Source organism: Pseudomonas sp. IT-P44 (assembly GCF_949768225.1).
Classification (GTDB): domain Bacteria; phylum Pseudomonadota; class Gammaproteobacteria; order Pseudomonadales; family Pseudomonadaceae; genus Aquipseudomonas; species Aquipseudomonas migulae.
Map to the genome: position 1 here is coordinate 1 of NZ_CATKQM010000050.1, position 26654 is coordinate 26654.

The window sequence follows — 26654 nt, forward strand, 5'->3', positions numbered from 1 at the left end:
GCGGGCGCTTGGTTACTTGGCGCTTTTCCAAGTAACCCGCCGTAAGGGCGGAACCAATAGCAGCAGCAACCGCAGAAACGGATATGTACACCAACAAAAAACTCGTCACCTGATACGCAGCCATCGCTGGCAAGCCAGCTCCTACAGGGTCCAAAGTTAACCCTGTGGGAGCAACGTCAATCTCAGGCCAGGCTCTCCACCGTTCAATTCAAAACGCAAAACACGAACAACCAAACGCCCCCCAAAATCCCTGAAAATCACTCACCGGTGCCGAAGACAATCGCGCCCGCTCATGGCTATGGGCATGCACGGCGCAAGCCCCGACACACTGATGAACCTGCGCCGTCATCGGCGCCAACGGTTTCCAATGGCCCGGAACGTTCACCACCGGTGACCATTCCGGCACCACCGGTACAGGCGGCGGCCCGAGTTTCTCGAACTCGGCGGTGCCATAGACAATCTTGCCGTCGACAATCGTCAGCACCGACTCGATCCATTTGACCGCTTCGTCCTCGATGTGGAAATAGTCCGCCGACAGCGCAATCAGGTCCGCCAGTTGCCCGACCTTGATCTGGCCTTTCTTGCCCTGCTCGGAAGAGAACCAGGCGCTGCCGTGGGTGAACAATTCCAGCGCCGTGTCGCGGCTCAAGCCTTGCGGATACAACTCCAGACCACCGACGGTTCGGCCGCTGACCAACCAATACATCGAAGTCCAGGGGTTGTAGCTCGACACCCGCGTGGCGTCGGTGCCGGCACCGACCGGTACGCCTTCGGCGAGCATACGCGCGATAGGTGGTGTGTGTTCGGCAGCCTTGGCGCCGTAGCGGTCGACGAAGTACTCGCCTTGAAAGGCCATGCGGTCCTGAATCGCAATGCCGCCGCCCAAGGCTTTGACGCGCTCGATGTTCTGCGGGGTGATGGTTTCGGCGTGGTCGAAAAACCATGGCAAACCATCGAACGGGATGTCGCGATTGACCTTCTCGAACACATCGAGCATGCGACTGATGGATTCGTTGTACGTGGCGTGCAGGCGGAATGGCCAACGCTGCTCCACCAGATGCCGGACCACTGGCTCCAGTTCCTGCTCCATGGTTTGCGGCAGGTCCGGGCGTGGTTCCAGGAAGTCTTCGAAATCCGCCGCCGAAAACACCAGCATTTCCCCGGCACCGTTGTGCCGCAGGAAATCGTCGCCCTGGCCGTAATGCGACGTGCCGGTCCAGTTTTTGAAGTCAGTCAGCTCTTCCTTGGGTTTCTGCGTGAACAGGTTATAGGCGATCCGCACCGTCAGCTGTTGGTCTTTGGCCAGTTGCTGGATCACCTGATAGTCGTCCGGGTAATTCTGATAACCGCCGCCAGCATCGATGGCGCTGGTGACGCCGAGGCGATTGAGTTCGCGCATGAACTGCCGGGTCGAGTTGACCTGGTACTCCAGCGGCAGTTTCGGGCCCTTGGCCAGGGTCGAATACAGAATCATCGCGTTAGGGCGCGCGATCAGCATGCCGGTCGGGTCGCCGTTGGCATCTCGCTGGATTTCACCGCCCGGCGGGTTCGGCGTGTTGCGGGTGTAGCCGACTACTTTCAACGCGGCGCGGTTGAGCAGGGCGCGGTCGTAGAGGTGCAGCACGAACACCGGCGTATCCGGCGCGGCTTTGTTCAGTTCATCAATCGTCGGCAGGCGCTTTTCGGCGAACTGGAATTCGTTCCAGCCGCCGACCACCCGTACCCATTGCGGCGTGGGTGTGCGGTCGGCCTGATCCTTGAGCATCCGCAAGGCATCGACCAAGGACGGCACGCCTTCCCAGCGCAATTCAAGGTTGTAATTCAAGCCGCCACGGATCAAGTGCAGGTGCGAGTCATTGAGGCCGGGAATCACCGTGCGACCGTGCAGATCAATAATTTGCGTGCCGGGACCTTGCAGGGCCATGGCCTGAGCGTCGCTGCCGACCACCACGAAGCGTCCGTCCTTGATCGCGACGGCACTGGCCTGGGGTTTCTTGCGATCGACGGTGTGCAGGCGTCCGTTGTACAGAATGAGGTCGGCCGGGGCATCTGGCATGGTTTTACTCCCTGCGATTAGCGGGCTGATCCAGGCGCCGACGGCACCTGCCGTAAGGCCTTGCAGTACACGTCGACGGTTGAAACCGTCGTGCTCGTCAGGTGGGCTCATGCAGTGTTCTCCGCTCGGTTCTTTCATAGAAGAAAAAGGGGATAGAACAGCCGATGTCTGACGCATGCGGCCAGAAGGAATATAGACCGCAAATTCACCGACAGCCGTTTTCCAAAGGTGAAAAACGACGAATCCCGCCACAAGGGGCGGGATTCGTATGCAGCCAGAGAGGCTCCCGAGCGCGGGAGCCGCCGTCTTAGCTTGGGAACAGCTCGGACAGTTTCATGGCCAGCATCATGTCGCCTTCAGCGCGCAGTTTGCCGCCCATGAACGCTTGCATGCCGTCGGTCGAACCGTCAACGATGCCTTCCAGGGTTTCGCCGTCCATCACCAGAGTGACCTGGGCGTCCGGGTTTTCGCCTTCTTGCAGTTCGCAGGTGCTGTTCTTGACGATCAGCGAGAAGTTCTTGGTGTCGTCGATGCGGAAACCGAAAACCAGGTCCAGGCCGGCAGCAGCGGCTGGGTTGAACTTGGCTTTCATTGCTTGTACGGCATCAGCTACGGAGGTCATGGTTCGATCCTTTCTTGGGTAATTAGAGCTGGGTGATTACAGCCAGGGTCACAATAGTCCGGACTCAGCGAAACGTGATGAGTTCCGGTGCTTTCAACAGTTGCAGGTGCGCATGACTGTTGAAAGAAGCCAGTGCTACCTCGCGACCACGGAATTTCAGTTGGTTGAGCGAGGTGTTGACGATTTGCCAGTTCAGTTCAAAGGCCTGCCTGGCGGGCATTTGCGTAATGAGGTGGAGCAGGGCAGTGATGGTGCCGCCGGAGGTGAACACGGCGATTTTCTGGGTGTTGTCGGCGCTTTCGAGGATGCGATGCAGGCCGGCCTGCACCCGCTCGACAAAGCCCAGCCAGCTTTCCAGGCCCGGCGTGTCATACGTACCGGCCAGCCAGCGCTCTATGATCAGCGCGAAAATACGCTGGAACTCGGCGCGGTTTTGCGCGGCATTGCGCAGGATGTCCAGCGCTTCGGGCTCATCGTCGAGCATGGCCGGCAACAGCGCGCGGATGACCGCGTCGGCGTCGAATTCGTTGAACGCGGAATCGATTTCCACGGTCGGCACCGGCAGGCCCACGGCCGCGAACTGTTCCAGCGCGCTGTTGGCCGTATGCTGCTGACGGCGCAGGTCGCCCGACAGGCAGCGGTCGAAGCTGATACCCAGTTCGGCGAGGTGCCGGCCGAGGACTTCTGCCTGGCGAATACCGGTCGGCGACAGGACGTCATAATCGTCTGCACCAAAGGAGGCCTGGCCATGTCGAATCAAATAGATAGTGCCCACGTCCGCGTCATCCCGGTACGTTGAAGGTTCGGCGAGGTTATGAGGATGGCGGTGAGCTGTCAATGAAAAAACATACGCTTGTTTGAAATGCCCGTTACAGGCCTGTTGCCAGAGGTTTCACGGCTGGCCGCCGAGCCGGCGCATGGGTATGCTGATGGTATCCCGCGCGCGTTTATGCAGCGCATTGTATTGAAGGAGTGACTGTGGATTTTCTGTCCGAGTACGCCAGTTTCCTGGCTAAAACCGTGACACTGGTGATCGCCATTCTGGTGGTCCTGGCCAGTTTCGCGGCATTGCGCAGCAAAGGTCGACGCAAGTCGGCCGGCCAGTTGCAAGTCAGCAAACTCAATGATTTCTACAAAGGGCTGCGCGAACGCCTGGAGCAGACCTTGCTCGACAAGGACCAGCTCAAGGCCTTGCGCAAGGTCGAGGCTAAATCCGAGAAAAAGCAAAAGAAGAAACCCGAAGCAAAACCGCGGGTGTTCGTGCTGGATTTCGACGGTGACATCAAGGCATCGGCCACTGAAAGCCTGCGTCACGAGATCACCGCGCTGCTGACCCTGGCCACGCCCAAGGATGAAGTGGTGCTGCGTCTGGAAAGCGGTGGCGGCATGGTTCACAGCTACGGCCTGGCATCCTCGCAACTGGCGCGCATCCGCGATGCGGGCGTGCCTTTGACCGTGTGTATCGACAAGGTCGCGGCCAGTGGCGGTTACATGATGGCGTGCATCGGCGAGAAGATCATCAGCGCGCCGTTCGCAATTCTCGGCTCGATCGGCGTGGTGGCGCAGTTGCCCAACGTCAATCGCCTGCTGAAAAAGCACGACATCGATTTTGAAGTCCTCACCGCCGGCGAGTACAAACGCACCCTCACCGTGTTTGGCGAAAATACCGAGAAGGGCCGTGAGAAGTTCCAGGAAGACCTGGACATCACTCACCAGCTGTTCAAGAACTTCGTTTCCCGCTATCGCCCGCAACTGGCCATCGACGAAGTGGCGACCGGCGAAATCTGGCTCGGCATCGCGGCGCTGGACAAGCAATTGGTGGACGAGCTCAAGACCAGCGATGAATACCTCGCCGAGCGCGCGAAGAAATCAGAGCTTTATCACCTGCACTACGCTGAACGCAAAAGCCTGCAAGAGCGCATCGGCATGGCGGCCAGCGGTTCGGTCGACCGCGTATTGCTGAGCTGGTGGAGTCGGTTGACCCAGCAACGCTTCTGGTGATTTTTCAAAACACCGTCGTCTGAAAAATGAAACCGTGGATAGCCTCCACGGTTTTTTTTGCCTCTCGCAAGGCCGCGCTTTCCGTGCGCATGCAGCGAAATTTCCTATCGTCACTGTCAATCGGTCCGGCTTTTTCGGCAGCCCGGGTTGGGTAGGGTGGTGTTCCTGAAATGATTGCAATGGAATGCACCATGAAAGAGCTCCCTTATAACAACGCTGCCGGCCCGCATCCTGCGCCCTCTGCACGAATGCGAGACGAACTGAAAGCCGCGCTGGATATCGCGCTGCCCCAAACCCCCGGCCAGTTTGGCGAACACCTGATCAAGGAGAAATGGGGCCAGGGTATTGATCCGCAGACAGCCTTGTTGGTTACGCTTGATTACAACTACAAGGGCCATCCTGCCATTGATGGTACTGAGCAAGGGCAAGTGGCGAGCTCACAATCGCTGCTGCAAACGTTGTTATCCAACTATCAGTCTGTGGGTGACGGGCGTTTCGCTGAAACCGTGTTCGGCCTGTACACGCCGCCGGATATCGGGCCTGCCGTACGCATTGTGAGAAACGTCGATGAGTTCGCCGATCACGGCAGCGGCAATCACCAGACGTATGAAGGCATCTATCGCCAAACCACACCGCAAGTTTACGGGCCTTCAACACAGATCAACCTGAGGCCCGCCGATTACAAGAAATGGGTCTGGGAACTGGAACTGAAGGACTTGTACGAAGCGTATCTCGGTCAGGCCTGGCCAGCCGACGACGTGCTTGTTGCAGCCGAACCTTACGCACTGAGGACGTCGGTCAAAGCGGCGTTCGTCATGGCCGCCTGGTTGCAGTTTCACGAACAGCGCCTGTCGCCAAAAGGCCTGGAACTGGCGATGCAAGCGGCGGGTTTGCCAGCGGATCAGCCATGGGAAACACTCACCACCGGGCAGCTGCAAGCACCGACGCACACGCCTTCCTCGGTCAGGATCGGCCGGCTAAAGCTCTACCGTTATACCTCGACCGAAATCTGGGCCTTTCGTGACACAGCAAGCCCCAGAGTGCTGTTGTACATTCCCGGCAACTCTTCTCCGCTGCACGAATTCGTCGATGCCGTTCAACTGCACCAATGGATTGTCGCTCAAGGCCGGGTGAGTGAGACCAGGCAGGCATTGGCCGCCCACTTTGCTGAAGATGACCGCGAAGACGGTACGTTTCATGCCGGTGTTCTGACGGCGCTGGATGGCATGGCGTTGTATCCGGCAAAACACTGGCTGACGAACAATGCCGGTTTTTTCAACAACGACGGCTACTGGAACCCGGGCGAGTACATTGGCTACGACGATCCGGCATCTGACACCGATCCGTTTGCCCAGTGCGTGCTGACGATGAAGCAGGCAGCCCGGGCCAGCATCAAAAGCATCCGTGACGATGCCCAGGTCAATCGTGACAATCTAAGCGCGGTCGTTGAGCCGATTGTTCAGTGGGTGAACCGGTTCGGGCCCTTGGCGTTGTTCGTTCCGGGAGGCGAGGGGATATTGGCGTTGGCCGGGCTTATCGATGCGGGCTACGGCATTGATCAGGTGGTCAATGGCAAGACATCCAGCGAGCGCTCAGAGGGCGTGACGCGCACTGTTTTTGGCTTGCTCAATGCCTTGCCGATCGTCGCGGAGGTGGCGCAAAAAGGTGACGCAGTCATCGTCGATTCAGCAGAGGAAGGCGCAAGGCCCGTGCCGGAAGTGGCCGTTGCTCCAACGCCAGGCCCTTCGAACGTGGTGCCGGCGACCCGCGTCGAGCTCATGCGCGCAATTGGCCCCTCTGTGGCGTCGTTCAGCGATGAAGTGCTGGCGCAGATCGGCAAGGTCAGCACAATTGACGACGACATGCTGCGGTTGATCCAGACTGGCCGCTCGCCGACGCCCTTGTTGGCTGACACCATCAATCGCTTCAGGATCGATCAGGATCTCGGGCCGTCCGGGGACCCAGCTCTATTCGGCCAACGTTACGCTGAACTGCAACGTTCAGAGCTTGAATGGGTCCGGTTGTTCCAGGACCAATACCCGGACCTGCCAACAAGCGCAATCGAACAAATGCTCGACCGCTATGGCGTGGATCTCCAAAGAGCGCCCGAGATGGCCGAGGCCAGGCAGGTTTTCGCACGTCTGGACAGCAAGGCGCGGCAATACCAACAGCATGTGCGGCTCAATCGTGCCTATGAAGGCTTTTATCTGCGCTCGGTGGTGAACGTCGATTCGGACAGGCTGGCATTGCACTCCCTGAAAAACCTGCCCGGCTGGCCTCAGGATTTACGGATCGAGGTCCTCGACGGTTCGTCCACTGGCCGGGTTCTTGACCGTTGCGGTCCCCTCGATACCCCGCATTCCCGAAACGTCATCAAGGTGGGAGACCGTTATCTGCGGAAAGGCAGGCAAACGGATTTCTACGACGCGATCCTCGGCGTGCTGTCGGAGGAGGAGCGCTCAGTGTTGCATCTCACGTCGCTGGATCCAGCCAGCGAGTTGCGGCTCAACCTCAGCGATCATGCATTGTCCCGAACCGAAACCCTGCTTGGCTTGCAAAGGCTCGACTCCGGGTTGACCTTCGAACGGCAGGGGCTGCGCGGTGGAGGCTACCCGACGACGCCTCAGGGTGACGCCATGAAACTGCAGGCCACCCGGTTACAGATCAAAGACATTTACCCGGACTTCACCGACGCGGACGCGGATCAGGTCATACAGCGCGCGGGTGTATCCGTACAGGCGCACATCGACGGGCTGAATCTGCAGTTGCACCAACTCAACACCGAGTTGATGGACTGGGTCGATCAAGCCGCGCAAGACATTGCCGACATCGAACTTCCCTTGCTGGGCATGGGCGACGAAGCCGCTGCGGGTATGAGCCATGCACAAATCGCCGTGCACAATGCGCATGTCCTGCAAACGGGCTTTAATGAGGAGCGAGCGATCAGGACAGAGCTCGCCGTAGAGCTTGTCGCCATCTGGCAAAAACGCGGGCCACCACTAAATCGCCTGTACTCAGGCGAGCAACTGCGCGGCATCAGGCTCGATCTTGCCTTCGAGAACTATCACCGACTGCCCACTCTGAGTGTCCGGCTGGACGATGTGCTCGAATTGTCGATGCAAGGCTTCCATCTGACCGAGGAGGGCAGTCTGAACGGCTTTCTCGAGAGCTTTCCGAATCTTGAGACGTTGAATCTGGAAAACGTCGACTTGCGTCATTTCTCCGGGGACGGCCACGAGGGGGGCGCCTTGCCTCCTTCCCTTTGCGGGCTGAGACACCTGTCCTCACTCAATCTGCGCGCCACCCAACTGGTATTCAGTGAGCGCGCCGCTTCGCAACTGACCGACCTGACCAGTCTGCAAAGCCTCGACCTGAGCGACAACCCGTTGGGTGTACCGCCTGTGGTGCTCGGCTTGAACAACCTGCGCCAGCTCAACCTGAGGAATACCGGAATAAGTCGATGCCCGGTCGGGATCATGCCTGAGTCGTACCTGACCTCCCTTGATTTGCGCGATAACCAGATCACGCGGGTCCCCCAGGCGGTGCTGAACCAGGCCATCGCCAGGGACCGGGTGCTGCTGTGGAACAACCCGTTGACCGATGAAGACACGTTGCGACGACTGAAAACACATCGAGAGCAAACGGGGATCAACTTGTGGTTGAGTGCGGCGGGGCCTGACTATGGGAATCCGTTGGCCTGGTTGAACGGGACTGAAGCAGGGTTGCGCGATGCCCGGCTGCAAATCTGGCAGCGACTGGCGCTCAAGCCAGGTGGCGGGCGGTTTTTAGGGACCATGAACACATTGACGCTCACCCCGGATTTCCAGGTCAACTATCCAGACCTTCAGGCACGGGTATGGCGACTGTTGACGGAAGCAGACGCTTCGGACCAGTTGTGGGGGCGATTGAGCAGGAATACACCTATGCCGGAGGGCGCTTTCGACAACCCTCTTGCAGTTTTCGCGGTGCTGGAAAACCGTGCGCAGCTATACCGGGACTGGGTGGCCTTGGGGCAACCGATTCCGATCGAGCGATAGCAGATTGGTGGAGCTGATAAAGCCCTGACCCCATGGGGTCAGGGCTTTATGTGGTCAGCGGCGACGGAACAGCGGCAGCGGTTCGTCGGTGGCGGCCTGATAGGTCACCGAGAAGTCCTTGAGACCTTCCAGGGCTTCGTACGGGTCTTTATCGGCGCGCACTGCAAAGGCGTCGAAACCGCAGCGATGCATGTAGAACAACTGGTCGCGCAGCACATCGCCGATCGCCCGCAGTTCGCCTTTGAAACCGTAACGATCACGCAGGAGGCGGGCGTTGGAGTAATTGCGGCCATCGGTGAAGGCCGGGAAGTTCAAGGCGATGACCTGGAAACTCGCCACGTCTTCACCGATTTCTTCAGCTTCTTCGTCGGCATCCAGCCACACGCCCAGGCCGCCGTCGCGGGCCAGGAGCATGCGGCTGTGTTCGCGCCACAGCTGCAACGGGACGATGTAGTCGTCGCAGTTGGTGATCTCGTCGATGTTGAAATCCTTGGGCAGCAAGTGCCAGGTTTCGTCGACGACTTCGTTGTTCTTAATTATTCGCTGCATAGACGCGTTCCTTGAAGAGGTCGATGCCAATACGCTGATAGGTGTCGATGAAACGCTCGTCTTCGGTACGTTGTTCGATGTACACGTCGATCAGTTTCTCGATCACGTCTGGCATGGCGTCCTGGGCAAAGGACGGGCCGAGGATCTTGCCCAGGCTCGCATCACGGCTGGCGCTGCCGCCGAGGGATACCTGGTAGAACTCTTCGCCTTTCTTGTCCACCCCGAGAATACCGATGTGGCCGACGTGGTGGTGACCACAGGCGTTCATGCAGCCGGAGATGTTCAGGTCCAGTTCGCCGATGTCGAACAGGTAATCCAGGTCGTCGAAACGGCGCTGGATCGATTCGGCGATCGGGATCGACTTGGCGTTGGCCAACGAGCAGAAATCGCCGCCAGGGCAGCAGATGATGTCGGTCAGCAAACCGATGTTCGGCGTGGCGAAACCTTGCTCGCGCAATTCGCCCCACATGGCGAACAGTTGGGACTGTTCGACGTCGGCCAGAATGATGTTCTGCTCGTGGGACGTACGCAGTTGACCGAAGCTGTAGCGATCGGCCAGGTCGGCCACGGCGTCGAGCTGCTTGTCGGTGATGTCGCCCGGCGCAACGCCGGTCGGCTTCAGGGACAGGGTCACGGCAACATAGCCCGGCTTTTTGTGCGCCAGGGTGTTGCGGGTGCGCCAGCGGGCGAAGCCCGGGTGTTGCTTGTCGAGTTCGGCCAGTTCGGCAGTCTGGTTGTCCAGCGCCTTGTAGTCCGGGTCGACGAAGTGTTTGGCGACGCGATGCACTTCGGCTTCGGTCAGCGTGGTCTGGCCACCGCGAAGGTGTTCCATTTCCGCGTCGACTTTCTGCGCGAAGACTTCAGGCGTCAGGGCCTTGACCAGAATCTTGATCCGAGCCTTGTACTTGTTGTCACGACGGCCATAGCGGTTGTACACGCGCAGGATGGCGTCGAGGTAGCTCAACAGGTCTTGCCACGGCAGGAATTCATTGATGAACGCCCCGACCACCGGCGTACGACCGAGGCCGCCACCGACCAGCACACGGAAACCCAGTTCGCCAGCGGCGTTGTGCACCGGCTCAAGGCCGATGTCGTGGACTTCGATGGCCGCACGGTCGGAAGTCGAACCGTTGATGGCGATCTTGAACTTGCGCGGCAGGTAAGCGAACTCCGGGTGGAACGTGGTCCACTGGCGGACGATCTCGCACCATGGGCGCGGATCGATCAGCTCGTCGGCAGCGACACCGGCAAACTGGTCGGTGGTGACGTTGCGCAGGCAGTTGCCGCTGGTCTGGATCGCGTGCATCTGCACGGTCGCCAGTTCGGCAAGGATGTCCGGGATGTCTTCCAGCGCCGGCCAGTTGAACTGCACGTTCTGGCGGGTGCTGATGTGGGCGTAGCCCTTGTCATAGTCGCGGGCAATCTTCGCCATCATTCGCGTCTGGCGCGAAGTCAGCTGGCCGTAAGGCACCGCCACTCGCAACATCGGCGCGAAGCGTTGGATGTAAAGCCCGTTTTGCAGACGCAGAGGGCGGAATTCTTCTTCGCTCAGCTCGCCTGCCAGATAGCGTCGGGTCTGATCACGGAACTGCTTGACGCGGTCCTCGATGATCCGCTGATCGTACTCGTCGTATACGTACATATAAGTCCTGTTCTCAGGCTTGGGCCGGTCGGATCCAGTTGCGTTTTTCGCCTGGAAAGTCTCCGATACTGCCTCGGCAATTCTGCGCGCACGGCCGCGCACTCCCAACGGAGCCGGGGCAAGATACCAGTTTGGAGTTATGCGCAAAAGTGATGTTTGAGTATATGTAAAGAACCAAATCGACTAACGAGAATCGTTACTACTAAACCCGTATTTGTGGTGTGGGCAATCATCGTCTTAACTGTGGTCGAGTCTTTATGCAATCACCGATAAAACCGACAAGAGGCGATGCAATGAGCAACCCTACCAAAGCTTCAAAGCCTGACAGTACGGTCGATGCTTGGGCCATTCTGTTTCTGATCATTCTGGTCGTGGGGACAGCGGTATTTTGGGTCAGCCATCAATAACCGACCCCGTCCGGGCCCGGTCCCGACAATTGTCGGACAAAAACTGCAATAAACGCCGTTTTACGGGTGTTCGCTGGCTATAATGCGCGGCGAATTTCCGGGGGCTCGGACGATCAATGTCGAAGTTTTTCTACACCTTCCTGTTGCTGCTCGGCACGGTTTACGGCCCTGCTGTGCGTGCGGAATCGGTGTTGTTCCTGAATCCCGGGGAAACTGACGAAGCCTTCTGGGTCAGCTATTCGCAATTCATGCAGGCGGCCGCCACGGACCTGGGTATCGACCTGCGGATTCTCTATTCCCGGCGCATGCCGGAACTCACGCTGGCGCAAGCGCGCCGTGCACTGCAAGGTCCCGATCGTCCGGACTATCTGATCTTCGCCAACGAACAGTACATTGCCCCGCAAGTGTTGCGTCTGGCGCAAGGCAGCGGCGTGAAGCTGTTTATGGTCAACGCGTCGCTGACGGCCAACCAAATGAGCCTGTTGGGTGAACGCCCTGATCGACTGGGCAGCCTGGTGCCCAACGACGAGGAGGGCGGTTACCTGATGGCCAAGGAGCTGATTCGCCAGCATCCGCCCGTGGCGCCCGGCCAGGTGATTGAGTTGCTGGCGTTCTCCGGCCTGAAGATCACGCCGTCGGCGCAACTGCGTGAGCAAGGCATGATGCGAGCGCTGGCCGAGCACCCGCAAGTGCGTTTGCGGCAACTGGTTTACAGCGGTTGGACCCGCGAACGTGCATATGAACAGGCAAAGTTGCTGTTCCGGCGCTACCCGAAAGTCTCGCTGGTGTGGTCAGCCAATGACGAAATGGCGTTTGGCGCCATGCAGGCGTACTCGGAGACGGGCGGTGTGCCCGGAAAGGACGCATTGTTCAGCGCGGTCAATACCTCGACGGCCGCGTTGCAGGCAAAGGTCGATGGAAAGTTGAGCGTATTGTTGGGCGGGCATTTCACTTTGGGTGGTTGGGCGCTGGTGCAGGTGCATGACCTTGATCGGGGCGTGGACATCAGCCAGTACGGCGGCCGTGACCGCCAGATTCCGCTGCTGCAACTGGTCGACAGGGCAACCGCCAGGCGAATGCTGGCCATGGGTGAATCGCCGGACTACGGCGTGAACTTCCGCCGAATGTCGGCCAAGGGCCGGCCTGTGTCCTATCGTTACCCGTTCAGCTTGCAAACCCTGATGCGCTAAACCCCGGCCAGCATGATCACCAGTTGCACGATGCCGTAGAGCGTCAATGCAAACACCGCCGTGAACAGAATCCCCAGAATCACGAAATGACTCGGCTTGCCGTGGGTGAAATCCCGCGCGCGGTTCTTTCCGCTTTGCACCCCGAACGCCGCCGCCATGACGCTGTGCAGCATTTGCCAGAAAGTAGGCGGCTTGTTGTCGACTGGATCGTCCATAAACCCCTCGTCACTTGTGTGTGAATCGTAAGCATAGACATTCCAACCGGATCCTGTAGGAGCGAGGCTTGCCCGCGAAGAAGCCACCGCAGTCCTACAGGAAAACCGCGTCATCGTTCTTCGCGGGCAAGCCTCGCTCCTACAGAGGCGATGCTCAGCGCGAAGAGTGGTTAGTTGTCGTAACCCAGGTTCGGCGCCAGCCAGCGTTCGGTCACGCTCAACTCCTGACCTTTACGCGAGGTGTAGCTCTGCACCTGATCCTTGTCGATCTTGCCCACTGCGAAGTACTGCGCCTGCGGGTGAGCGAAGTACCAGCCGCTGACCGCCGCCGCCGGGAACATCGCGTAGTGTTCGGTGAGGAACACGCCGCTACGGCCGGCACGCATTTCGGCGGCCTCGGGGTCGAGCAGCGCAAACAGCGCGGCCTTCTCGGTGTGATCGGGGCACGCCGGGTAGCCCGGAGCAGGGCGGATGCCGGTGTATTGCTCTTTGATCAGCGCCTCGTTGTCCAGCGTCTCGTCCTTGGCATAACCCCAGTAATCCTTACGAACCTGCTGGTGCAGCCATTCGGCGCAGGCCTCGGCCAGACGATCGGCCAGGGCCTTGACCATGATCGAGTTGTAATCGTCGCCGGCGTCCTGATACGCCTTGGCCACTTCTTCGGCACCGATGCCGGCGGTGGTGATGAAGCCACCCACGTAGTCAGTGATTTCGCTGTCCTTCGGTGCAACGAAGTCGGCCAGGGAGAAGTTCGGCTTGCCGTCGGTCTTGATGATCTGCTGACGCAGGTGATGCAGCTTGGCCAATGGCTTGCCGTCATCGCCGTAGACTTCGATGTCGTCGTCACGCACCTGGTTGGCTGGCCAGAAGCCGAACACTGCGCGGGCGCTGATCAGTTTTTCGTCGATCAGTTTGGCGAGCATTTCCTGGGCATCGGCGTACAGCGCGGTGGCGGCTTCACCGACCACTTCATCCGTGAGGATGCGCGGGAACTTGCCGGCCAGGTCCCAGGAGATGAAGAACGGCGTCCAGTCGATGTATTCGGCCAGGACTTTCAGGTCGATGTTGTCCAGCACTTTGGAGCCGGTGAACGTCGGTTTGACCGGCGCGTAGGTGCTCCAGTCGAACTGCGGCTTCTTGGCGATGGCCGCCGGGTAGCTCAGGCGTTCGGTGCGGGCGCTGCGGTTGGCAGTGCGTTCGCGAACGTCGATGTATTCCAGACGGGTCTTCTCGACGAAACCGGCTTTCAATTCCTTGGACAGCAACTGCGTCGCCACGCCCACGGCGCGGGAAGCGTCGGTCACGTAGATCACTGCGTCGTTGCTGTACTTGGGCTCGATCTTCACCGCCGTGTGTGCCTTGGAGGTGGTCGCGCCGCCGATCATCAACGGCAGGTGGAAGTCCTGACGCTGCATCTCGCGGGCGACGTGGACCATTTCATCCAGCGACGGCGTGATCAGGCCGGACAGGCCGATGATGTCGCACTTCTGCTCCTTGGCCACTTGCAGGATCTTCTCGGCCGGCACCATCACGCCGAGGTCGACGATGTCGTAGCCGTTGCAGCCGAGTACCACGCCGACGATGTTCTTGCCGATGTCGTGCACGTCGCCTTTCACCGTGGCCATCAGGATCTTGCCCTTGGCTTCCGGCTTGTCACCTTTTTCCAGTTCGATGAACGGGATCAAGTGGGCTACGGCCTGCTTCATCACGCGAGCGGATTTCACCACCTGCGGCAGGAACATTTTACCGGCACCGAACAGGTCGCCGACGATGTTCATGCCGGACATCAGCGGGCCTTCGATCACCTCGATCGGGCGGGCGAACGACTGGCGCGATTCTTCGGTGTCTTCGACGATGTGCGTGGTGATGCCCTTGACCAGTGCGTGCTCAAGACGTTTGTTGACCTCCCAGCCGCGCCATTCTTCGGTCTCGGCTTCCTTGACGCTGCCGTCGCCCTTGTACTTGTCGGCGATGGCGAGGAGGGCGTCGGTGCCTTCCGGGGTGCGGTTGAGGATCACGTCTTCGACGGCGTCGCGCAATTCCACCGGGATCTGGTCGTAGATCTCCAGTTGGCCGGCGTTGACGATACCCATGGTCAGGCCGTTGCGGATCGCATACAGCAGGAACACCGAGTGAATCGCCTCACGTACCGGGTTGTTGCCACGGAACGAGAACGACACGTTCGACACGCCGCCCGAAGTCAGGGCGTACGGCAGTTCGTCGCGGATGTAGGCACAGGCGTTGATGAAGTCCACAGCGTAGTTGTTGTGTTCTTCAATACCGGTGGCCACGGCAAAGATGTTCGGGTCGAAGATGATGTCTTCCGGCGGGAAGCCGACTTCGTTGACCAGAATGTCGTAGGAGCGTTTGCAGATCTCTTTCTTGCGCGCTTCGGTGTCGGCCTGGCCAGCTTCGTCGAACGCCATCACGACGACTGCAGCGCCGTAACGCTTGCACAGCTTGGCGTGATGGATGAACTGCTCGACGCCTTCTTTCATGCTGATCGAGTTGACGATGCCCTTGCCCTGGATGCATTTCAGGCCGGCTTCGATCACTTCCCATTTCGAGGAGTCGATCATGATCGGTACGCGGGAGATGTCCGGTTCGCCGGCAATCAGATTGAGGAAGGTCACCATGGCCTTCTTCGAATCGAGCATCCCTTCGTCCATGTTGATGTCGATCACCTGGGCGCCGGCTTCGACCTGCTGCAGGGCGACTTCCAGGGCTTCAGTGTAGTTGTCTTCACGGATCAGGCGGGCGAATTTGGCCGAGCCGGTGATGTTGGTGCGCTCGCCGACGTTGACGAACAACGAGCTGCGATCAATGGTGAACGGCTCCAGGCCGGAGAGGCGGCAAGCCTTGGGAATGTCCGGGATTTCACGCGGTGCATAACCGGCCACGGCTTTGGCGATGGCTTCGATATGGCCCGGCGTGGTGCCGCAGCAACCACCGACGATGTTGAGGAAGCCGCTTTGGGCGAACTCTTCGATGACCTTGGCGGTTTGCGACGGCAGTTCGTCGTACTCGCCGAATTCGTTCGGCAGGCCGGCGTTCGGGTGCGCCGAAACGTGGGTGCCGGCCTTGTTCGACAGCTCTTCCAGGTACGGGCGCAGTTCGCTGGCGCCGAGGGCGCAGTTCAGGCCGACCGAAATCGGTTTGGCGTGGGCCACGGAGTTCCAGAACGCTTCGGTGGTCTGGCCCGACAGGGTACGGCCGGAGGCGTCGGTGATGGTGCCGGAAATCATGATCGGCAGCTCGATGCCCGACTCTTCGAACACGCCTTGTACGGCGAAGATCGCGGCTTTGGCGTTCAGGGTGTCGAAAATGGTTTCGATCAGGATCAGGTCGGCGCCGCCTTCGATCAGGCCTTTGGTGGCCTCGGTGTAGTTTTCCACCAGTTCATCGAAGGTTACGTTGCGATAGCCGGGGTTGTTCACGTCCGGGGACAGCGAGCAGGTGCGGCTGGTCGGGCCGAGCACGCCGGCGACGAAGCGCGGCTTGTCCGGGTTCTCGAGGGTTTTCGCATCGGCGATCTTGCGGGCCAGGCGAGCGCCTTCTACGTTCAGTTCGTAGGCCAGTTCTTCCATGCCGTAGTCGGCCATGGAAATCCGCGTGGCGTTGAAGGTATTGGTTTCCAGAATGTCAGCGCCGGCATCCAGGTAGGCTTTTTCGATGCCACCGATCACGTCCGGGCGCGTCAGCACCAACAGGTCGTTGTTGCCTTTGACATCGCTTGGCCAGTCGGCAAAGCGTTTGCCACGGTAATCCTGTTCTTCGAGCTTGTAGCTCTGGATCATCGTGCCCATGCCGCCATCGAGAATCAGAATGCGCTCTTTGAGGGCGTGCTTGAGGGCTTGAAGGCGAACACTGCGATCGGACATTGGGACTACTCGGAAAGACCATGACGAAGGGCGGAATCATAGCAAACCTGTGCGGTTTTAGAGCATGTCGGGGAATTGCATGAATATCGCTCATGTTGGTCGGCGCGCTGTCCCGGTAGAATCGCTGCGTTTTTTCAAGGATCGGGAACAGGGACATGTCGTATCGCGTCGTCATCAGCAGCGTGCTGCTGTTTTTAAGCTGGGGCGCCGTGGCGCAGGGCCTGGCGCCTTCCGCTGCCATTTCCTACACCCGCGACATCCAACCGATCTTCACCGAAAAGTGCGTGGCCTGCCATGCCTGCAATGACGCCGCCTGTCAGCTCAACCTGGGCAGCGGCGAAGGCGCGGCGCGCGGTGCGTCGAAAGTCCCGGTTTACGACGGCGACCGCAGCCAGGCGGCCGCGCCGACCCGGTTGTTTTATGACGCCTTCGGCAAGCACGCCTGGCAGCAAAAAGGCTTCTATCCGGTACTTGACGCCCAGGGCAGCCAGGCCGCGTTGATGGCGCGGATGCTGGAACTGGGTCACAAAACGCCTTTGACGCCTAACGCCAAATTGCCGGAAGACATCGTCCTGGGCCTCAATCGTGAAAACATGTGCGCGATGCCGGCCGAGTTCGACGGTTACGCGGGCGCTCATCCGAAGGAAGGCATGCCGCTGGCGGTCACCGGCCTGACCGATCAGCAGTACCAGACGCTGCAACGCTGGCTGGCCTCGGGTGCGCCGATCGATGAACAAGGCCTGGTGCCTTCGGCGAAAGAAGCCTTGCAAGTGGTGCAGTGGGAAAACCTGCTCAACTCGCCGGGCGCCCGGCAGAGTCTGGTGGGGCGCTGGTTGTTCGAGCACTGGTTCCTTGCCCACATTTACTTCAAGGACGGTGAGCCGGGGCATTTCTTCCAGTGGGTGCGTTCGCGCACGCCGACCGGCCAGCCGATTGACCTGATCAACACCCGCCGCCCGAATGACGATCCGGGCACGCAGGTGTATTACCGCTTGTGGCCGGTGCAGGGCGTGATCGTGCAGAAGACCCACATCACCTACCCGCTGAGCGCGGCGAAGATGGCGCGGGTCAAAAGCCTGTTCTACAACGGCAACTGGCAGGCCAATGCCTTGCCTGGCTACGGTCCGGAACGCCGGGCCAATCCGTTTGCCACGTTCGAGGCGATCCCGGCGCAGGCGCGCTATCAGTTCATGCTCGATAACGCCGAATACTTCGTGCGCACGTTTATCCGCGGGCCGGTGTGCCGTGGGCAGATCGCCACGGATGTGATTCGCGATAACTTCTGGGCGCTGTTCCAGGCACCGGAACATGATCTCTACATCATCGACCCGATCTACCGCGGCCAGGCCACGCCGTTGCTGGCCATGCCGGGGCAGAACGACGATGTCGGCAGCGTGCTGAGCCTGTGGCATGACTATCGCGACAAACGTAACGAGTACGAAGTGCTGCGCCGCGACAACTACGCCGACGCGCCCGCGCCGAGCTGGTCGACTTTGTGGGCCGGCAACGACAATGCGCTGCTGACCATCTTCCGGCATTTCGACAGCGCCTCGGTGAACAAGGGCCTGATCGGCGATGTGCCGCAAACGATGTGGCTGTTCGATTTCCCGTTGCTGGAGCGCACGTATTATCAGTTGGCGGTCAACTTCGACGTGTACGGCAACGTTTCCCATCAAGCGCAGACGCGCCTGTATTTCGACCTGATCCGTAATGGCGCCGAGCAGAATTTCCTGCGCCTGATGCCCGCTGATTCACGCGACGACTATCTCGACGACTGGTACCAGAGCAGCGGCAAATTCAAGATGTGGCTGGATTACGAGGCCATCGACAACGACAAGCCGACGGCGCTGAACCTCGACGAAAAAGACCCGAAACGCGACTTTTCCATGCAACTGCTGGCCCGTTACGGCGAGCTCAATGCCAAGCCCGATCCGATCAACCGTTGCGACGGGGCCTATTGCTCGCGGCCGAACATCGACCCGGATTTGCAGAGCGCCGAGCAGGCCTTGAGTCGCCTGGCATCACGGCCCGCCGCCGGGCTGAAGGTCATTGATCAACTGCCGGAAGCGACGATGTTGCGTATCGAAGCCGCGAGCGGCAAACGCGAGGTTTATAGCCTGTTGCGCAACCGCGCGCACAGCAACGTCGCATTCCTGCTCGGTGAGTCTCTGCGTTATCAGCCGGGGCTCGACACGCTCACGATCTTTCCGGGTGTGCTCAGCAGCTATCCGAACTTCATGTTCAACATTCCCGCCGATCAGGTGCCGGCCTTTGTCGAGGCGATGGAAAACGCCAAGGACGCCAATCGCTTCGAGAAAATCGTCGAACGCTGGGGGATTCGCCGCAGTCATCCGCAATTCTGGTTCTACTTCCATGACCTGAGCCGGTACGTCCACGAAACCGACCCGGTGGAAGAGGGCGTGCTGGACATGAACCGCTACGAGAATCTTTGATCTTTTGACAGCGGGCCGGTGCCGGTCTCTATGGGCGCCGCCCCCCCTGTGGGAGCCGGCTTGCTGGCGATAGCGTCCTTGAAATCACATTGATGTTGAATGTGACGCCGCCATCGCCAGCAAGCCGGCTCCTACAGGGGGGTGGAGTGCCAGCCGTGTGCGCCGTGACCATTGGTTTGAGGTTGTGGGCAAATTTTGAATGGGTGGCGAAATGCAGCTATTGGTGGCTTAAAGCCCGGATTGACGGCGAATCACCGGGCCCTGGCGCGCTGGCGCTTTCCCGACAAAAATACTAGGACTTTGTGCGGCGCGATGATTGGCGTAAACTGCGCCCAAGCCTGCGAGGAGTTTCCATGACCGCTATTACCATTACCGACGCCGCCCACGATTACCTGGCTGATCTGCTCTCCAAGCAGAACACCCCGGGCATCGGCATCCGCGTCTTCATCACCCAGCCTGGCACCCAGTACGCCGAAACCTGCATTGCTTATTGCAAGCCGGGCGAAGAAAAACCCGAAGACACTGCGCTGGGGCTGAAAAGCTTCACTGCTTACATCGACTCGTTCAGCGAAGCTTTCCTGGATGATGCGGTTGTCGACTACGCCACCGACCGCATGGGCGGCCAACTGACCATCAAGGCGCCAAACGCCAAAGTCCCGATGGTCAACGCCGACAGCCCGATCAACGAGCGCATCAACTACTACCTGCAAACCGAGATCAACCCGGGGCTCGCGAGCCACGGCGGTCAGGTCAGCCTGATCGATGTGGTCGATGATGGCATCGCCGTTCTGAAGTTCGGCGGCGGTTGCCAGGGCTGCGGCCAGGCAGACGTCACCCTGCGTGAAGGCATCGAGCGCACCTTGCTCGAGCGCATTCCCGAGCTCAAGGGTGTTCGTGACGTGACTGACCACACGCAGAAAGAAAACGCCTACTACTAAGGTGTTCGCTGCGACATGAAAAACGGCGCCCCGTGAGCGCCGTTTTTTTATGGGCCAAATTCATTGGCCCCATCGTCGGAACGCCGCCCGGAGCCGGCTCACTCCCACATTAGATCTGTGGCGGACACAAATCCCCTGTGGGAGCGAGCCGGCTCCGGGCGGCGCTCCGACGATGGGGCCCTATGGCCGATACAAATGCGCATGCCCGGCGCGATACAGCGATGACTCACTGAACTGATCACTGTCCAACACCCGACCCACCAGAATCAACGCCGTGCGCCGAAACCCCTTCGCCTCGACCTTCCCGGCAATATCCGCAATCGTCCCCACCACCCAATCCTGATCCGGCCAGGTCGCCCGGTGAATCACCGCAATCGGACAATCCGCGCCGTAATGCGGCAGCAATTCAACCAGGATTTTCTCCAGGTGATTCACCCCCAAATGAATGGCCATGGTCGCCCCATGCTGCGCCAGGCTGCCCAGCTCTTCACCGGCTGGCATCGCGGTCTTGTCGGCGTAGCGGGTCAGGATCACGCTCTGTGACACGTCCGGCAACGTCAGCTCCGCGCCCAACAGCGCCGCACACGCCGCCGTCGCGGTAACACCGGGAATGATTTCAAACGCAATATCGAGTTCGCGCAGGTAACGAATCTGCTCGCCAATCGCGCCATACAGGCTCGGATCGCCGGAATGCACCCGCGCCACATCCTGGCCGTTGGCATGGGCGGTTTTGATCAGCTCGATGATCTGTTCCAGGTGCAGTTCGGCGCTGTTGACCACCTGTTCGGCGTTGTGGCCTTCCAGTACGGCGGCGGGCACCAATGAGCCGGCGTAGATGATTACCGGGCAGCTGCGAATCAGCCGCTGGCCTTTGACGGTGATCAGTTCCGGGTCGCCGGGACCTGCGCCAATGAAATAGACGGTCATCGTCGTTTCCTGTCAAAAAAGGGGGCTGGGCAAGGCTTCAGATGAAGATTGCTCATGATCGAAGGCGAGGATTATCGGGGATTTTGCGCCGCGCAGGCCAATGCCAGGGTCGCCTGGGCATATTTTTGTCGGGAAATCAGCAGTTTTGCCGGCGCCTGGGCCAGTTGTTCGGCAAGGGCGAGGGCGGCGCTTTCTGCTACGCCATAGCAGCCGGTGCGCTCAAAAGCGATTTCCGAACGGTGGCTGAGTTGCGGTTGATAACCGGCCAGTTCTTCACTGCTGAAGTACGTCAGCGGCAATTCGAGTTGTGCGGCAAGCTCGATCAGGCCCGGTTCGTCGCGCTTCAGGTCGATGCTGGCCAACGCCGTGATCTGCTGAAGTCCGATTTGATGCGCCTGTAATGCCTGATCGAGTAACGCCCGAAGCGTGCTGACGGGGCAGCCGCGCTGGCAGCCCAGGCCGACCACTAACGTCGGCGCTGTGCTGGTGTCGCTCATGCGTGGTATTGACCATCGCTTTTGCGGCGGAACAACCAGGCGCTGATCAGGCCCAGGGCCAGCCAGAATCCGAGGTTGGTCAGCTGCGAAGCGATTTTGAATTGCGTTTCCAGGGCTTGCGGCGCGAGCATCGAGTGCACTTCCGGTTGTGGTGCACCGATCACGTGAGGGACGGCGAGAATCGCCACGCCCAGGAGCTTCATCAGCCAGTGGCGGCTGAAAGCGATCAGCGCGATGCCGACGGCGGTGGACGCTGCAGTGCCGATCCACCAGATTTGCCGTTGTGCCAGGTCAGCTGCTGCCGTGCCCGGCAGTTCCGGCGGCAGGCCGAGGGTCGGTGCCAGTACAAACGTCGCGTAACCGGCCAGGCCCCAGAGCAAGCCCTGCGAGGTTTTGGTCGGCGAGCGCAGCGTGTAGAGGCCCGCGAGCATCAGGGCAAAACCGACAGCCACTACCAGGTTGCCGCCAGTTGTCGACAGCACGCGCTGCCAGCCGTCTTCCGGCTCCCAGGCTTCTGCATCGTGGGTGTGAGCGGCGGCACCGGCGGCGTGTTCATGAACTTCAACAGCGGCCGGCTCGGATTTTTCGTAGGTCTCGGCCTGCAGAATCAGCGGAGCGACCCAGAAGCTTTGCAGCAGGGTCAGCAACAGGGCGGCCAGCAGCCCTGTGAAACCTGCGGTTTGCGCAATACGCTTGATCATGTCGACAGGTCTCAATGGCACGGGAAGGCGGAGCTGTGACGGGTATCGTGCGCAGCGTTGTGCACCGCTTCGATGTGCGAGAAACCGGCGAAATACACCAGGCACGCGCCAAGGATCGACGCGCAGACGGCGGCGGTCAGGCGTTGAGCCAGGGTGGTCGTGGTGGTGCTGGCGGTTGTGTGGCCGGTGCTGCTGATGATCGACATGGCGCTTCCCTCTGGTCTGTCAGCGGGTGAATAGAGCGCATGGAAGACCCCTGCGAATCGGGCTCGCAGAGATTCAAACAGCGCCCGCCCACCGCGGGTTTGTTATTCAGTGAACGTAATCGTCACTTTGTGTTGCGGGCCGGTCTCCGGGCTCACGAGGGGCTTTGGCGTCAGCCGAAACCTGCAAGCGTCACCTTCCCATGCCGAACTGCTGGCACAGTGGATCTGACGCTTCGCTCGCTTACCGTTGCGGGGGCAGCACCGGACTGACATGGCTTTGAGTAAAGCACATGAATCACCGGTTTCCCGTTTCACCCTGTGAAGGGCACCCGTAACAAGGTGTGTAGGAGAGCATGGGCGGGGGTTGGGCGTCAATTGGCAAGGGTTCTCAACTCGGAACCGAGGTGGATTCTTCGCGGGCAAGCCTCGCTCCTACGGGGCGGCGGTGTTCTTGGTAGGAGCGAGGCTTGCCCGCGAAGGGGCCGGTACGTGCGCCACAAGACATTGACCCGCCCCCACACCATGCGTAGCCTTGCGCATTCGAGGTTCTTCGGCGTTTGCCGGAGCTAAGAAGGGAACGCGGTCGATGCCGCGGCTGCCCCCGCAACTGTGAACGGTGATGTTCGCTGCCACGCCACTGCAAACCTGTCCAACGGGTTCGCGGGAAGGCGCAGCCAACGCCAGTCTCGCGACAGGCACACCGTCAGCCAGGAGACCTGCCTCGACACGAATTCTCACTACAACCGGGCGGGGTGATCCGGTGGCGAACTCTTCCGGGCGCCTGTCGCTGCGGTCGTCGTCCCGCATGCCCGCCACCTTGCCAAAGGGCATCCGATGAAAACACTGGCCAAACTCCCCGTCACCATCGTTACCGGCTTCCTCGGCTCGGGCAAAACCACTTTGCTGCGGCACATGCTCGATAACGCGCAGGGCCGCCGCATCGCGGTGATCGTCAACGAGTTCGGCGAGCTGGGCATCGACGGCGAAATCCTCAAGCAGTGCTCCATCGGTTGCACCGAAGAAGAAGCCAACGGCCGCGTCTACGAACTGGCCAACGGCTGCCTGTGCTGCACCGTCCAGGAAGAATTCTTCCCGGTGATGCGTGAACTGGTGGCCCGTCGCGGCGACCTCGATCACATCCTGATCGAAACTTCGGGCCTGGCCCTGCCAAAACCTTTGGTCCAGGCCTTCCAGTGGCCGGAAATCCGCAGCGCCTGCACCGTTGACGCGGTGATCACCGTGGTCGACAGCCCGGCCGTGGCGGCCGGCACGTTCGCCGCGTTCCCGGACCAAGTGGATGCCCAGCGCAAACTCGACCCGAACCTGGACCACGAATCGCCGCTGCACGAGCTGTTCGCCGACCAACTGGCCAGCGCCGACCTGGTGATTCTCAACAAGGCCGACCTGATCAGCGCCGAAGACCTGGCCCGCGTACGCCTGGAAGTCGCCGAAGAACTGCCGCCCGCCGTCAAAGTCATCGAAGCCAGCAGCGGTCGCCTGCCACTGGACGTGCTGATCGGTCTCGGCGCCGGCTCCGAAGAACACATCGACAGCCGTCATAGCCACCACGATCATCACCACGAAGGCGATGACCATGACGACCACGATCACGACGCGTTCGACTCCATTTCCATCGAACTGCCACAAGCCGACGAAAGCCTGCTGATGGACGCGCTGACGCAATTGGTGGTCAAGCACGGCATCCTGCGGGTCAAGGGTTTCGCGGCGATCCCGAACAAGCCGATGCGCCTGTTGATCCAGGGCGTGGGCACGCGTTTCGACAAGCATTTCGACCGTCAGTGGGGCGCCGACGAAGCGCGCACCACGCGTCTGGTGCTGATCGGCCAGGCGCTCGACGCCGCGCAACTCGAAGCGCAATTGCGCGCCGCGCTCAGCGTTTAACCCATGCACCTGCTCAGGACCCAGCCCGGCGGTTTCGTCTCGGATGACAACATTGCCGACCTTGGACAAACCCCCGCCGAGCTGGTGATCCTGTGCAGCGGCGATTCCAGCCTCGCGCTGCTCGCCGAAGCCGCGCAACAGTTGCCGGACGATTACCCGAGCGTGCGTCTGGCCAACCCGATGCAGGTGCAGAACCACGCCTCGGTCGATTTGTATGTCGACGAAGTGCTGCGCCACGCCAAGGTGATTCTGATCTCGCTGCACGGCGGCATTGCGTATTGGCGTTACGGCGTCGAGCGGTTGGTCGAGCTCTCCCAGCGCGGCGTGCAGCTGATTCTGGTGCCCGGCGATGATCGCCCGGACCCGGAGCTCAGCGACCTGAGCACGGTGGTTGCCGAAGACCGCGACCGGCTTTGGCATTACTTGCGTCAGGGCGGCTTGGCCAACGCGCTCGATCTGTTTCGCTGCCTGGCCACTCGCTGGCTGGAGCGCGACTACGCGTGGGCCGAACCGCAAACCCTGCCACGCACAGCGATTTACCACCCACAGAAAAGTCCCGCCGCACTGCAGGATTGGCAAGCCGACTGGCAGGCCGATCAACCGGTGGCGGCGGTGCTGTTTTACCGCTCGCATTTGCAGGCGGCGAACACCGCTTTCATTGATGTTTTCTGCCAGCGTTTGCAAGCGGCGGGGTTGAATCCCTTGCCGATTGCCGTGGCCAGTCTCAAAGAGCCCGGCTGCCTCTCGGTGGTCGAGGACTGGCTGGATGACGTCGAAGCCTCGGTGATTCTCAACACCACCGGCTTCGCCCAATCCAGCCCCGAAGCGCCGCACTTGCGACCGTTTCGACGCAACATTCCGGTGATCCAGGCCATCTGCGCCCAGGACAACGAACCCGGTTGGCGTGCCAGCGAGCAAGGCCTCGGCCCGCGGGATCTGGCGATGCACATCGCGTTGCCGGAGCTGGACGGGCGGATCATCAGTCGCCCGATCAGCTTCAAGGACCTGGCGTGGCGCAGCGAGCGCAGTCAGTCCGACGTGGTGTGCTATCGACCACAACCGGAACGCATGGATTTTGTCGCCGAACTGGCGCGGCGCTGGATCGATCTGGCGCGGGTGCCGAACAGCGAAAAACGCATTGCCCTGATCCTCGCCAACTACCCGACCCGCGACGGGCGCATCGGCAACGGCGTGGGCCTCGACACACCGGCCGCTGCACTGAATATTCTGCGTGCGCTGCATCAAGAAGGTTACCCGCTGCCGGCCGAACTGCCGGGCAGCGGCACCGAACTGATCCAGCAATTGCTCGGCGGCGTCAGCAATGACCTCGACACCCTCGACCAGCGTCCGTGCCAGCAAAGCCTGGCGATGGATGATTACAACCTGATGTTCAACGCCTTGCCCGAGGCTAATCGTCAGGCAGTGCTGGAACGTTGGGGCACCGCGCAAAACGATCCGATGTTCCGTGGCGGGCGAATGATGATCGCCGGCCTGCGTTTCGGCCTGACCTTCGTCGGCATTCAACCGGCGCGCGGTTATCAGGTGGACCCGAGCGCGGTCTATCACGACCCGAACCTGGTGCCGCCTCACGGTTATCTGGCGTTCTATTTCTGGTTGCGCAACACCTACGGCGCCCACGGCGTGATCCACGTCGGCAAGCACGGCAACCTCGAATGGCTGCCGGGCAAAGGCGTCGGGCTGTCCGAGCATTGCTGGCCGGACGCATTGCTCGGGCCGCTGCCGAACATCTATCCGTTCATCGTCAACGATCCGGGCGAGGGCGCCCAGGCCAAGCGCCGCACGCAAGCGGTGATCATCGATCACCTGATGCCACCGCTGACCCGCGCCGAAACCTACGGCCCGCTGCGCAACCTCGAACTGCTCGCCGACGAGTATTACGAAGCGCAATTGCTTGACCCGCGCCGCGCCCGTGAATTGCAGCGCGACATTCTGCAATTGGTGCGCGACACGCACATCGACCGTGAACTGCAACTGGACGAGAAGCTCGACAGCGACGCCGATGCAGCGATCTGGTTGCCGCGTCTGGACACGTATTTGTGCGATCTGAAGGAATCGCAGATCCGCGATGGCTTGCACATCTTTGGCGAGTCGCCGAGCGGGCGTCTGCGCATCGACACGTTGTTGGCTTTGTTGCGGATTCCACGGGGCGATGGCCGTGGGGCGCAGTCGAGTTTGTTGCGGGCGTTGGCCAAGGCGTTTGGGTTGGGCTTTGATCCGCTGGATTGCGTGTTGGCTGAGCCTTGGGTTGGGCCGCGACCGGATGAGCTGCAATCGCTCAACGATGAAGTCTGGCGCACGGCAGGCGATACCCGCGAACGCCTCGAACTGTTCGCCGCTCAACTGATCTCGCAGACGCTAAATCAATCTGAAGTTATACCCGGACCCTGTGGGAGCGGGGGTGGGGGGCGA

The 26654-nt window shown here is 60.5% G+C and carries 19 protein-coding genes and 2 riboswitches; of the genes, 7 read left to right on the forward strand and 12 right to left on the reverse strand.

The annotated features are described in order from the left end of the window. Positions 1-208 precede the first annotated feature (208 nt). From ACM6IO_RS23200 to ACM6IO_RS23210, 3 genes are all read right to left on the reverse strand, one after another. Entirely contained in the window at positions 209-2056 is a 1848-nt protein-coding gene (locus ACM6IO_RS23200) for an amidohydrolase (protein WP_414912314.1), read from the reverse strand. A gap of 307 nt (positions 2057-2363) precedes the next feature. Continuing rightward, complete coding sequence (locus tag ACM6IO_RS23205; RefSeq protein ID WP_007976511.1) at positions 2364-2678, reverse strand: SCP2 sterol-binding domain-containing protein; 315 nt, start codon at positions 2676-2678, stop codon at positions 2364-2366. A gap of 64 nt (positions 2679-2742) precedes the next feature. Continuing rightward, a complete protein-coding gene (locus tag ACM6IO_RS23210) occupies positions 2743-3453 on the reverse strand; it encodes a histidine phosphatase family protein (protein ID WP_008035704.1) in 711 nt (236 codons plus the stop codon). Between the two features lie 203 nt (positions 3454-3656). Between ACM6IO_RS23210 and sohB the strand changes: the two genes are divergently transcribed. Further along, a complete protein-coding gene (gene sohB / locus ACM6IO_RS23215; RefSeq protein WP_008035703.1) occupies positions 3657-4679 on the forward strand; it encodes a protease SohB in 1023 nt (340 codons plus the stop codon). 4 nt (positions 4680-4683) lie between these two features. On the opposite strand, the gene ACM6IO_RS23220 is transcribed toward sohB, so the two are convergent. Then, entirely contained in the window at positions 4684-4872 is a 189-nt protein-coding gene (locus tag ACM6IO_RS23220) for a hypothetical protein (RefSeq protein WP_192227410.1), read from the reverse strand. Here ACM6IO_RS23220 and ACM6IO_RS23225 point away from each other — a divergent pair. Continuing rightward, positions 4871-8716 (forward strand): dermonecrotic toxin domain-containing protein, encoded by a 3846-nt coding sequence (locus tag ACM6IO_RS23225; protein ID WP_414912308.1) that lies wholly within the window; start codon positions 4871-4873, stop codon positions 8714-8716. The two genes, ACM6IO_RS23220 and ACM6IO_RS23225, sit on opposite strands and share 2 nt — an antisense overlap. 54 nt (positions 8717-8770) lie before the next feature. Here ACM6IO_RS23225 and ACM6IO_RS23230 read toward each other — a convergent pair whose 3' ends face one another. Continuing rightward, positions 8771-9265 carry a DUF934 domain-containing protein gene (locus ACM6IO_RS23230; RefSeq protein ID WP_008035700.1) on the reverse strand — a complete coding sequence of 165 codons (495 nt, stop codon included), beginning with the start codon at positions 9263-9265 and terminating at the stop codon, positions 8771-8773. Next, positions 9249-10907, reverse strand: coding sequence for a nitrite/sulfite reductase (locus ACM6IO_RS23235; protein WP_008035698.1), 1659 nt, complete (start codon positions 10905-10907; stop codon positions 9249-9251). The genes ACM6IO_RS23230 and ACM6IO_RS23235 overlap by 17 nt, the downstream gene beginning before the upstream one ends. 523 nt (positions 10908-11430) lie before the next feature. On the opposite strand from ACM6IO_RS23235, the gene ACM6IO_RS23240 reads away from it, so the two are divergent. After that, positions 11431-12504 (forward strand): ABC transporter substrate-binding protein, encoded by a 1074-nt coding sequence (locus ACM6IO_RS23240; RefSeq protein WP_192227411.1) that lies wholly within the window; start codon positions 11431-11433, stop codon positions 12502-12504. On the opposite strand, the gene ACM6IO_RS23245 is transcribed toward ACM6IO_RS23240, so the two are convergent. Beyond that, positions 12501-12719 carry a DUF2970 domain-containing protein gene (locus ACM6IO_RS23245; protein WP_008035799.1) on the reverse strand — a complete coding sequence of 73 codons (219 nt, stop codon included), beginning with the start codon at positions 12717-12719 and terminating at the stop codon, positions 12501-12503. The genes ACM6IO_RS23240 and ACM6IO_RS23245 overlap by 4 nt on opposite strands. 170 nt (positions 12720-12889) lie before the next feature. Beyond that, positions 12890-16600, reverse strand: a complete 3711-nt coding sequence (gene metH / locus ACM6IO_RS23250) for a methionine synthase (RefSeq protein ID WP_207285612.1) — start codon at positions 16598-16600, stop codon at positions 12890-12892. A gap of 155 nt (positions 16601-16755) precedes the next feature. On the opposite strand from metH, the gene ACM6IO_RS23255 reads away from it, so the two are divergent. Together ACM6IO_RS23255 and nfuA are read left to right on the forward strand one after the other, a co-directional pair. After that, a complete protein-coding gene (locus tag ACM6IO_RS23255) occupies positions 16756-19053 on the forward strand; it encodes a fatty acid cis/trans isomerase (protein WP_414912309.1) in 2298 nt (765 codons plus the stop codon). 353 nt (positions 19054-19406) lie between these two features. Then, positions 19407-19991 carry a Fe-S biogenesis protein NfuA gene (nfuA, locus tag ACM6IO_RS23260; RefSeq protein WP_008035804.1) on the forward strand — a complete coding sequence of 195 codons (585 nt, stop codon included), beginning with the start codon at positions 19407-19409 and terminating at the stop codon, positions 19989-19991. A 180-nt stretch (positions 19992-20171) separates the two neighbouring features. On the opposite strand, the gene cobM is transcribed toward nfuA, so the two are convergent. From cobM to ACM6IO_RS23280, 4 genes are all read right to left on the reverse strand, one after another. Continuing rightward, positions 20172-20918, reverse strand: coding sequence for a precorrin-4 C(11)-methyltransferase (gene cobM / locus ACM6IO_RS23265; RefSeq protein WP_414912310.1), 747 nt, complete (start codon positions 20916-20918; stop codon positions 20172-20174). 71 nt (positions 20919-20989) lie between these two features. Next, positions 20990-21415, reverse strand: coding sequence for a cobalamin biosynthesis protein (locus tag ACM6IO_RS23270; RefSeq protein WP_192227416.1), 426 nt, complete (start codon positions 21413-21415; stop codon positions 20990-20992). Then, positions 21412-22116, reverse strand: coding sequence for a CbtA family protein (locus ACM6IO_RS23275; protein WP_008035813.1), 705 nt, complete (start codon positions 22114-22116; stop codon positions 21412-21414). The genes ACM6IO_RS23270 and ACM6IO_RS23275 overlap by 4 nt, the downstream gene beginning before the upstream one ends. Positions 22117-22127: 11 nt before the next feature. Next, positions 22128-22322: a CbtB domain-containing protein gene (locus ACM6IO_RS23280; RefSeq protein WP_414912311.1), complete on the reverse strand. Its 195-nt coding sequence runs from the start codon at positions 22320-22322 to the stop codon at positions 22128-22130. 119 nt (positions 22323-22441) lie between these two features. Next, positions 22442-22670, reverse strand: a riboswitch (cobalamin riboswitch). A 178-nt stretch (positions 22671-22848) separates the two neighbouring features. Continuing rightward, a riboswitch (cobalamin riboswitch) is annotated at positions 22849-23061 on the forward strand. A 95-nt stretch (positions 23062-23156) separates the two neighbouring features. Between ACM6IO_RS23280 and cobW the strand changes: the two genes are divergently transcribed. After that, on the forward strand, positions 23157-24224 hold the full coding sequence (gene cobW / locus ACM6IO_RS23285) for a cobalamin biosynthesis protein CobW (RefSeq protein WP_414912312.1): 1068 nt from the start codon (positions 23157-23159) through the stop codon (positions 24222-24224). A 3-nt stretch (positions 24225-24227) separates the two neighbouring features. Continuing rightward, positions 24228-26654: cobaltochelatase subunit CobN (cobN, locus tag ACM6IO_RS23290; protein WP_414912313.1), on the forward strand; the 2427-nt coding region annotated here is incomplete at its 3' end.

Bases quoted from the DNA above. Each gene is read 5' to 3' on its own strand.
- ACM6IO_RS23245 (WP_008035799.1), bottom strand. From the start codon at position 12,719: ATGGACGATCCAGTCGACAACAAGCCGCCTACTTTCTGGCAAATGCTG.
- ACM6IO_RS23240 (WP_192227411.1), top strand. From the start codon at position 11,431: ATGTCGAAGTTTTTCTACACCTTCCTGTTGCTGCTCGGCACGGTTTAC.
- metH (WP_207285612.1), bottom strand. From the start codon at position 16,600: ATGTCCGATCGCAGTGTTCGCCTTCAAGCCCTCAAGCACGCCCTCAAA.
- ACM6IO_RS23205 (WP_007976511.1), bottom strand. From the start codon at position 2,678: ATGACCTCCGTAGCTGATGCCGTACAAGCAATGAAAGCCAAGTTCAAC.
- nfuA (WP_008035804.1), top strand. From the start codon at position 19,407: ATGACCGCTATTACCATTACCGACGCCGCCCACGATTACCTGGCTGAT.
- ACM6IO_RS23200 (WP_414912314.1), bottom strand. From the start codon at position 2,056: ATGCCAGATGCCCCGGCCGACCTCATTCTGTACAACGGACGCCTGCAC.
- ACM6IO_RS23230 (WP_008035700.1), bottom strand. From the start codon at position 9,265: ATGCAGCGAATAATTAAGAACAACGAAGTCGTCGACGAAACCTGGCAC.
- ACM6IO_RS23225 (WP_414912308.1), top strand. From the start codon at position 4,871: ATGAAAGAGCTCCCTTATAACAACGCTGCCGGCCCGCATCCTGCGCCC.
- ACM6IO_RS23275 (WP_008035813.1), bottom strand. From the start codon at position 22,116: ATGATCAAGCGTATTGCGCAAACCGCAGGTTTCACAGGGCTGCTGGCC.
- ACM6IO_RS23270 (WP_192227416.1), bottom strand. From the start codon at position 21,415: ATGAGCGACACCAGCACAGCGCCGACGTTAGTGGTCGGCCTGGGCTGC.
- ACM6IO_RS23235 (WP_008035698.1), bottom strand. From the start codon at position 10,907: ATGTACGTATACGACGAGTACGATCAGCGGATCATCGAGGACCGCGTC.
- cobM (WP_414912310.1), bottom strand. From the start codon at position 20,918: ATGACCGTCTATTTCATTGGCGCAGGTCCCGGCGACCCGGAACTGATC.
- ACM6IO_RS23220 (WP_192227410.1), bottom strand. From the start codon at position 4,872: ATGGTGCATTCCATTGCAATCATTTCAGGAACACCACCCTACCCAACC.
- cobW (WP_414912312.1), top strand. From the start codon at position 23,157: ATGAAAACACTGGCCAAACTCCCCGTCACCATCGTTACCGGCTTCCTC.
- ACM6IO_RS23280 (WP_414912311.1), bottom strand. From the start codon at position 22,322: ATGTCGATCATCAGCAGCACCGGCCACACAACCGCCAGCACCACCACG.
- ACM6IO_RS23255 (WP_414912309.1), top strand. From the start codon at position 16,756: ATGTCGTATCGCGTCGTCATCAGCAGCGTGCTGCTGTTTTTAAGCTGG.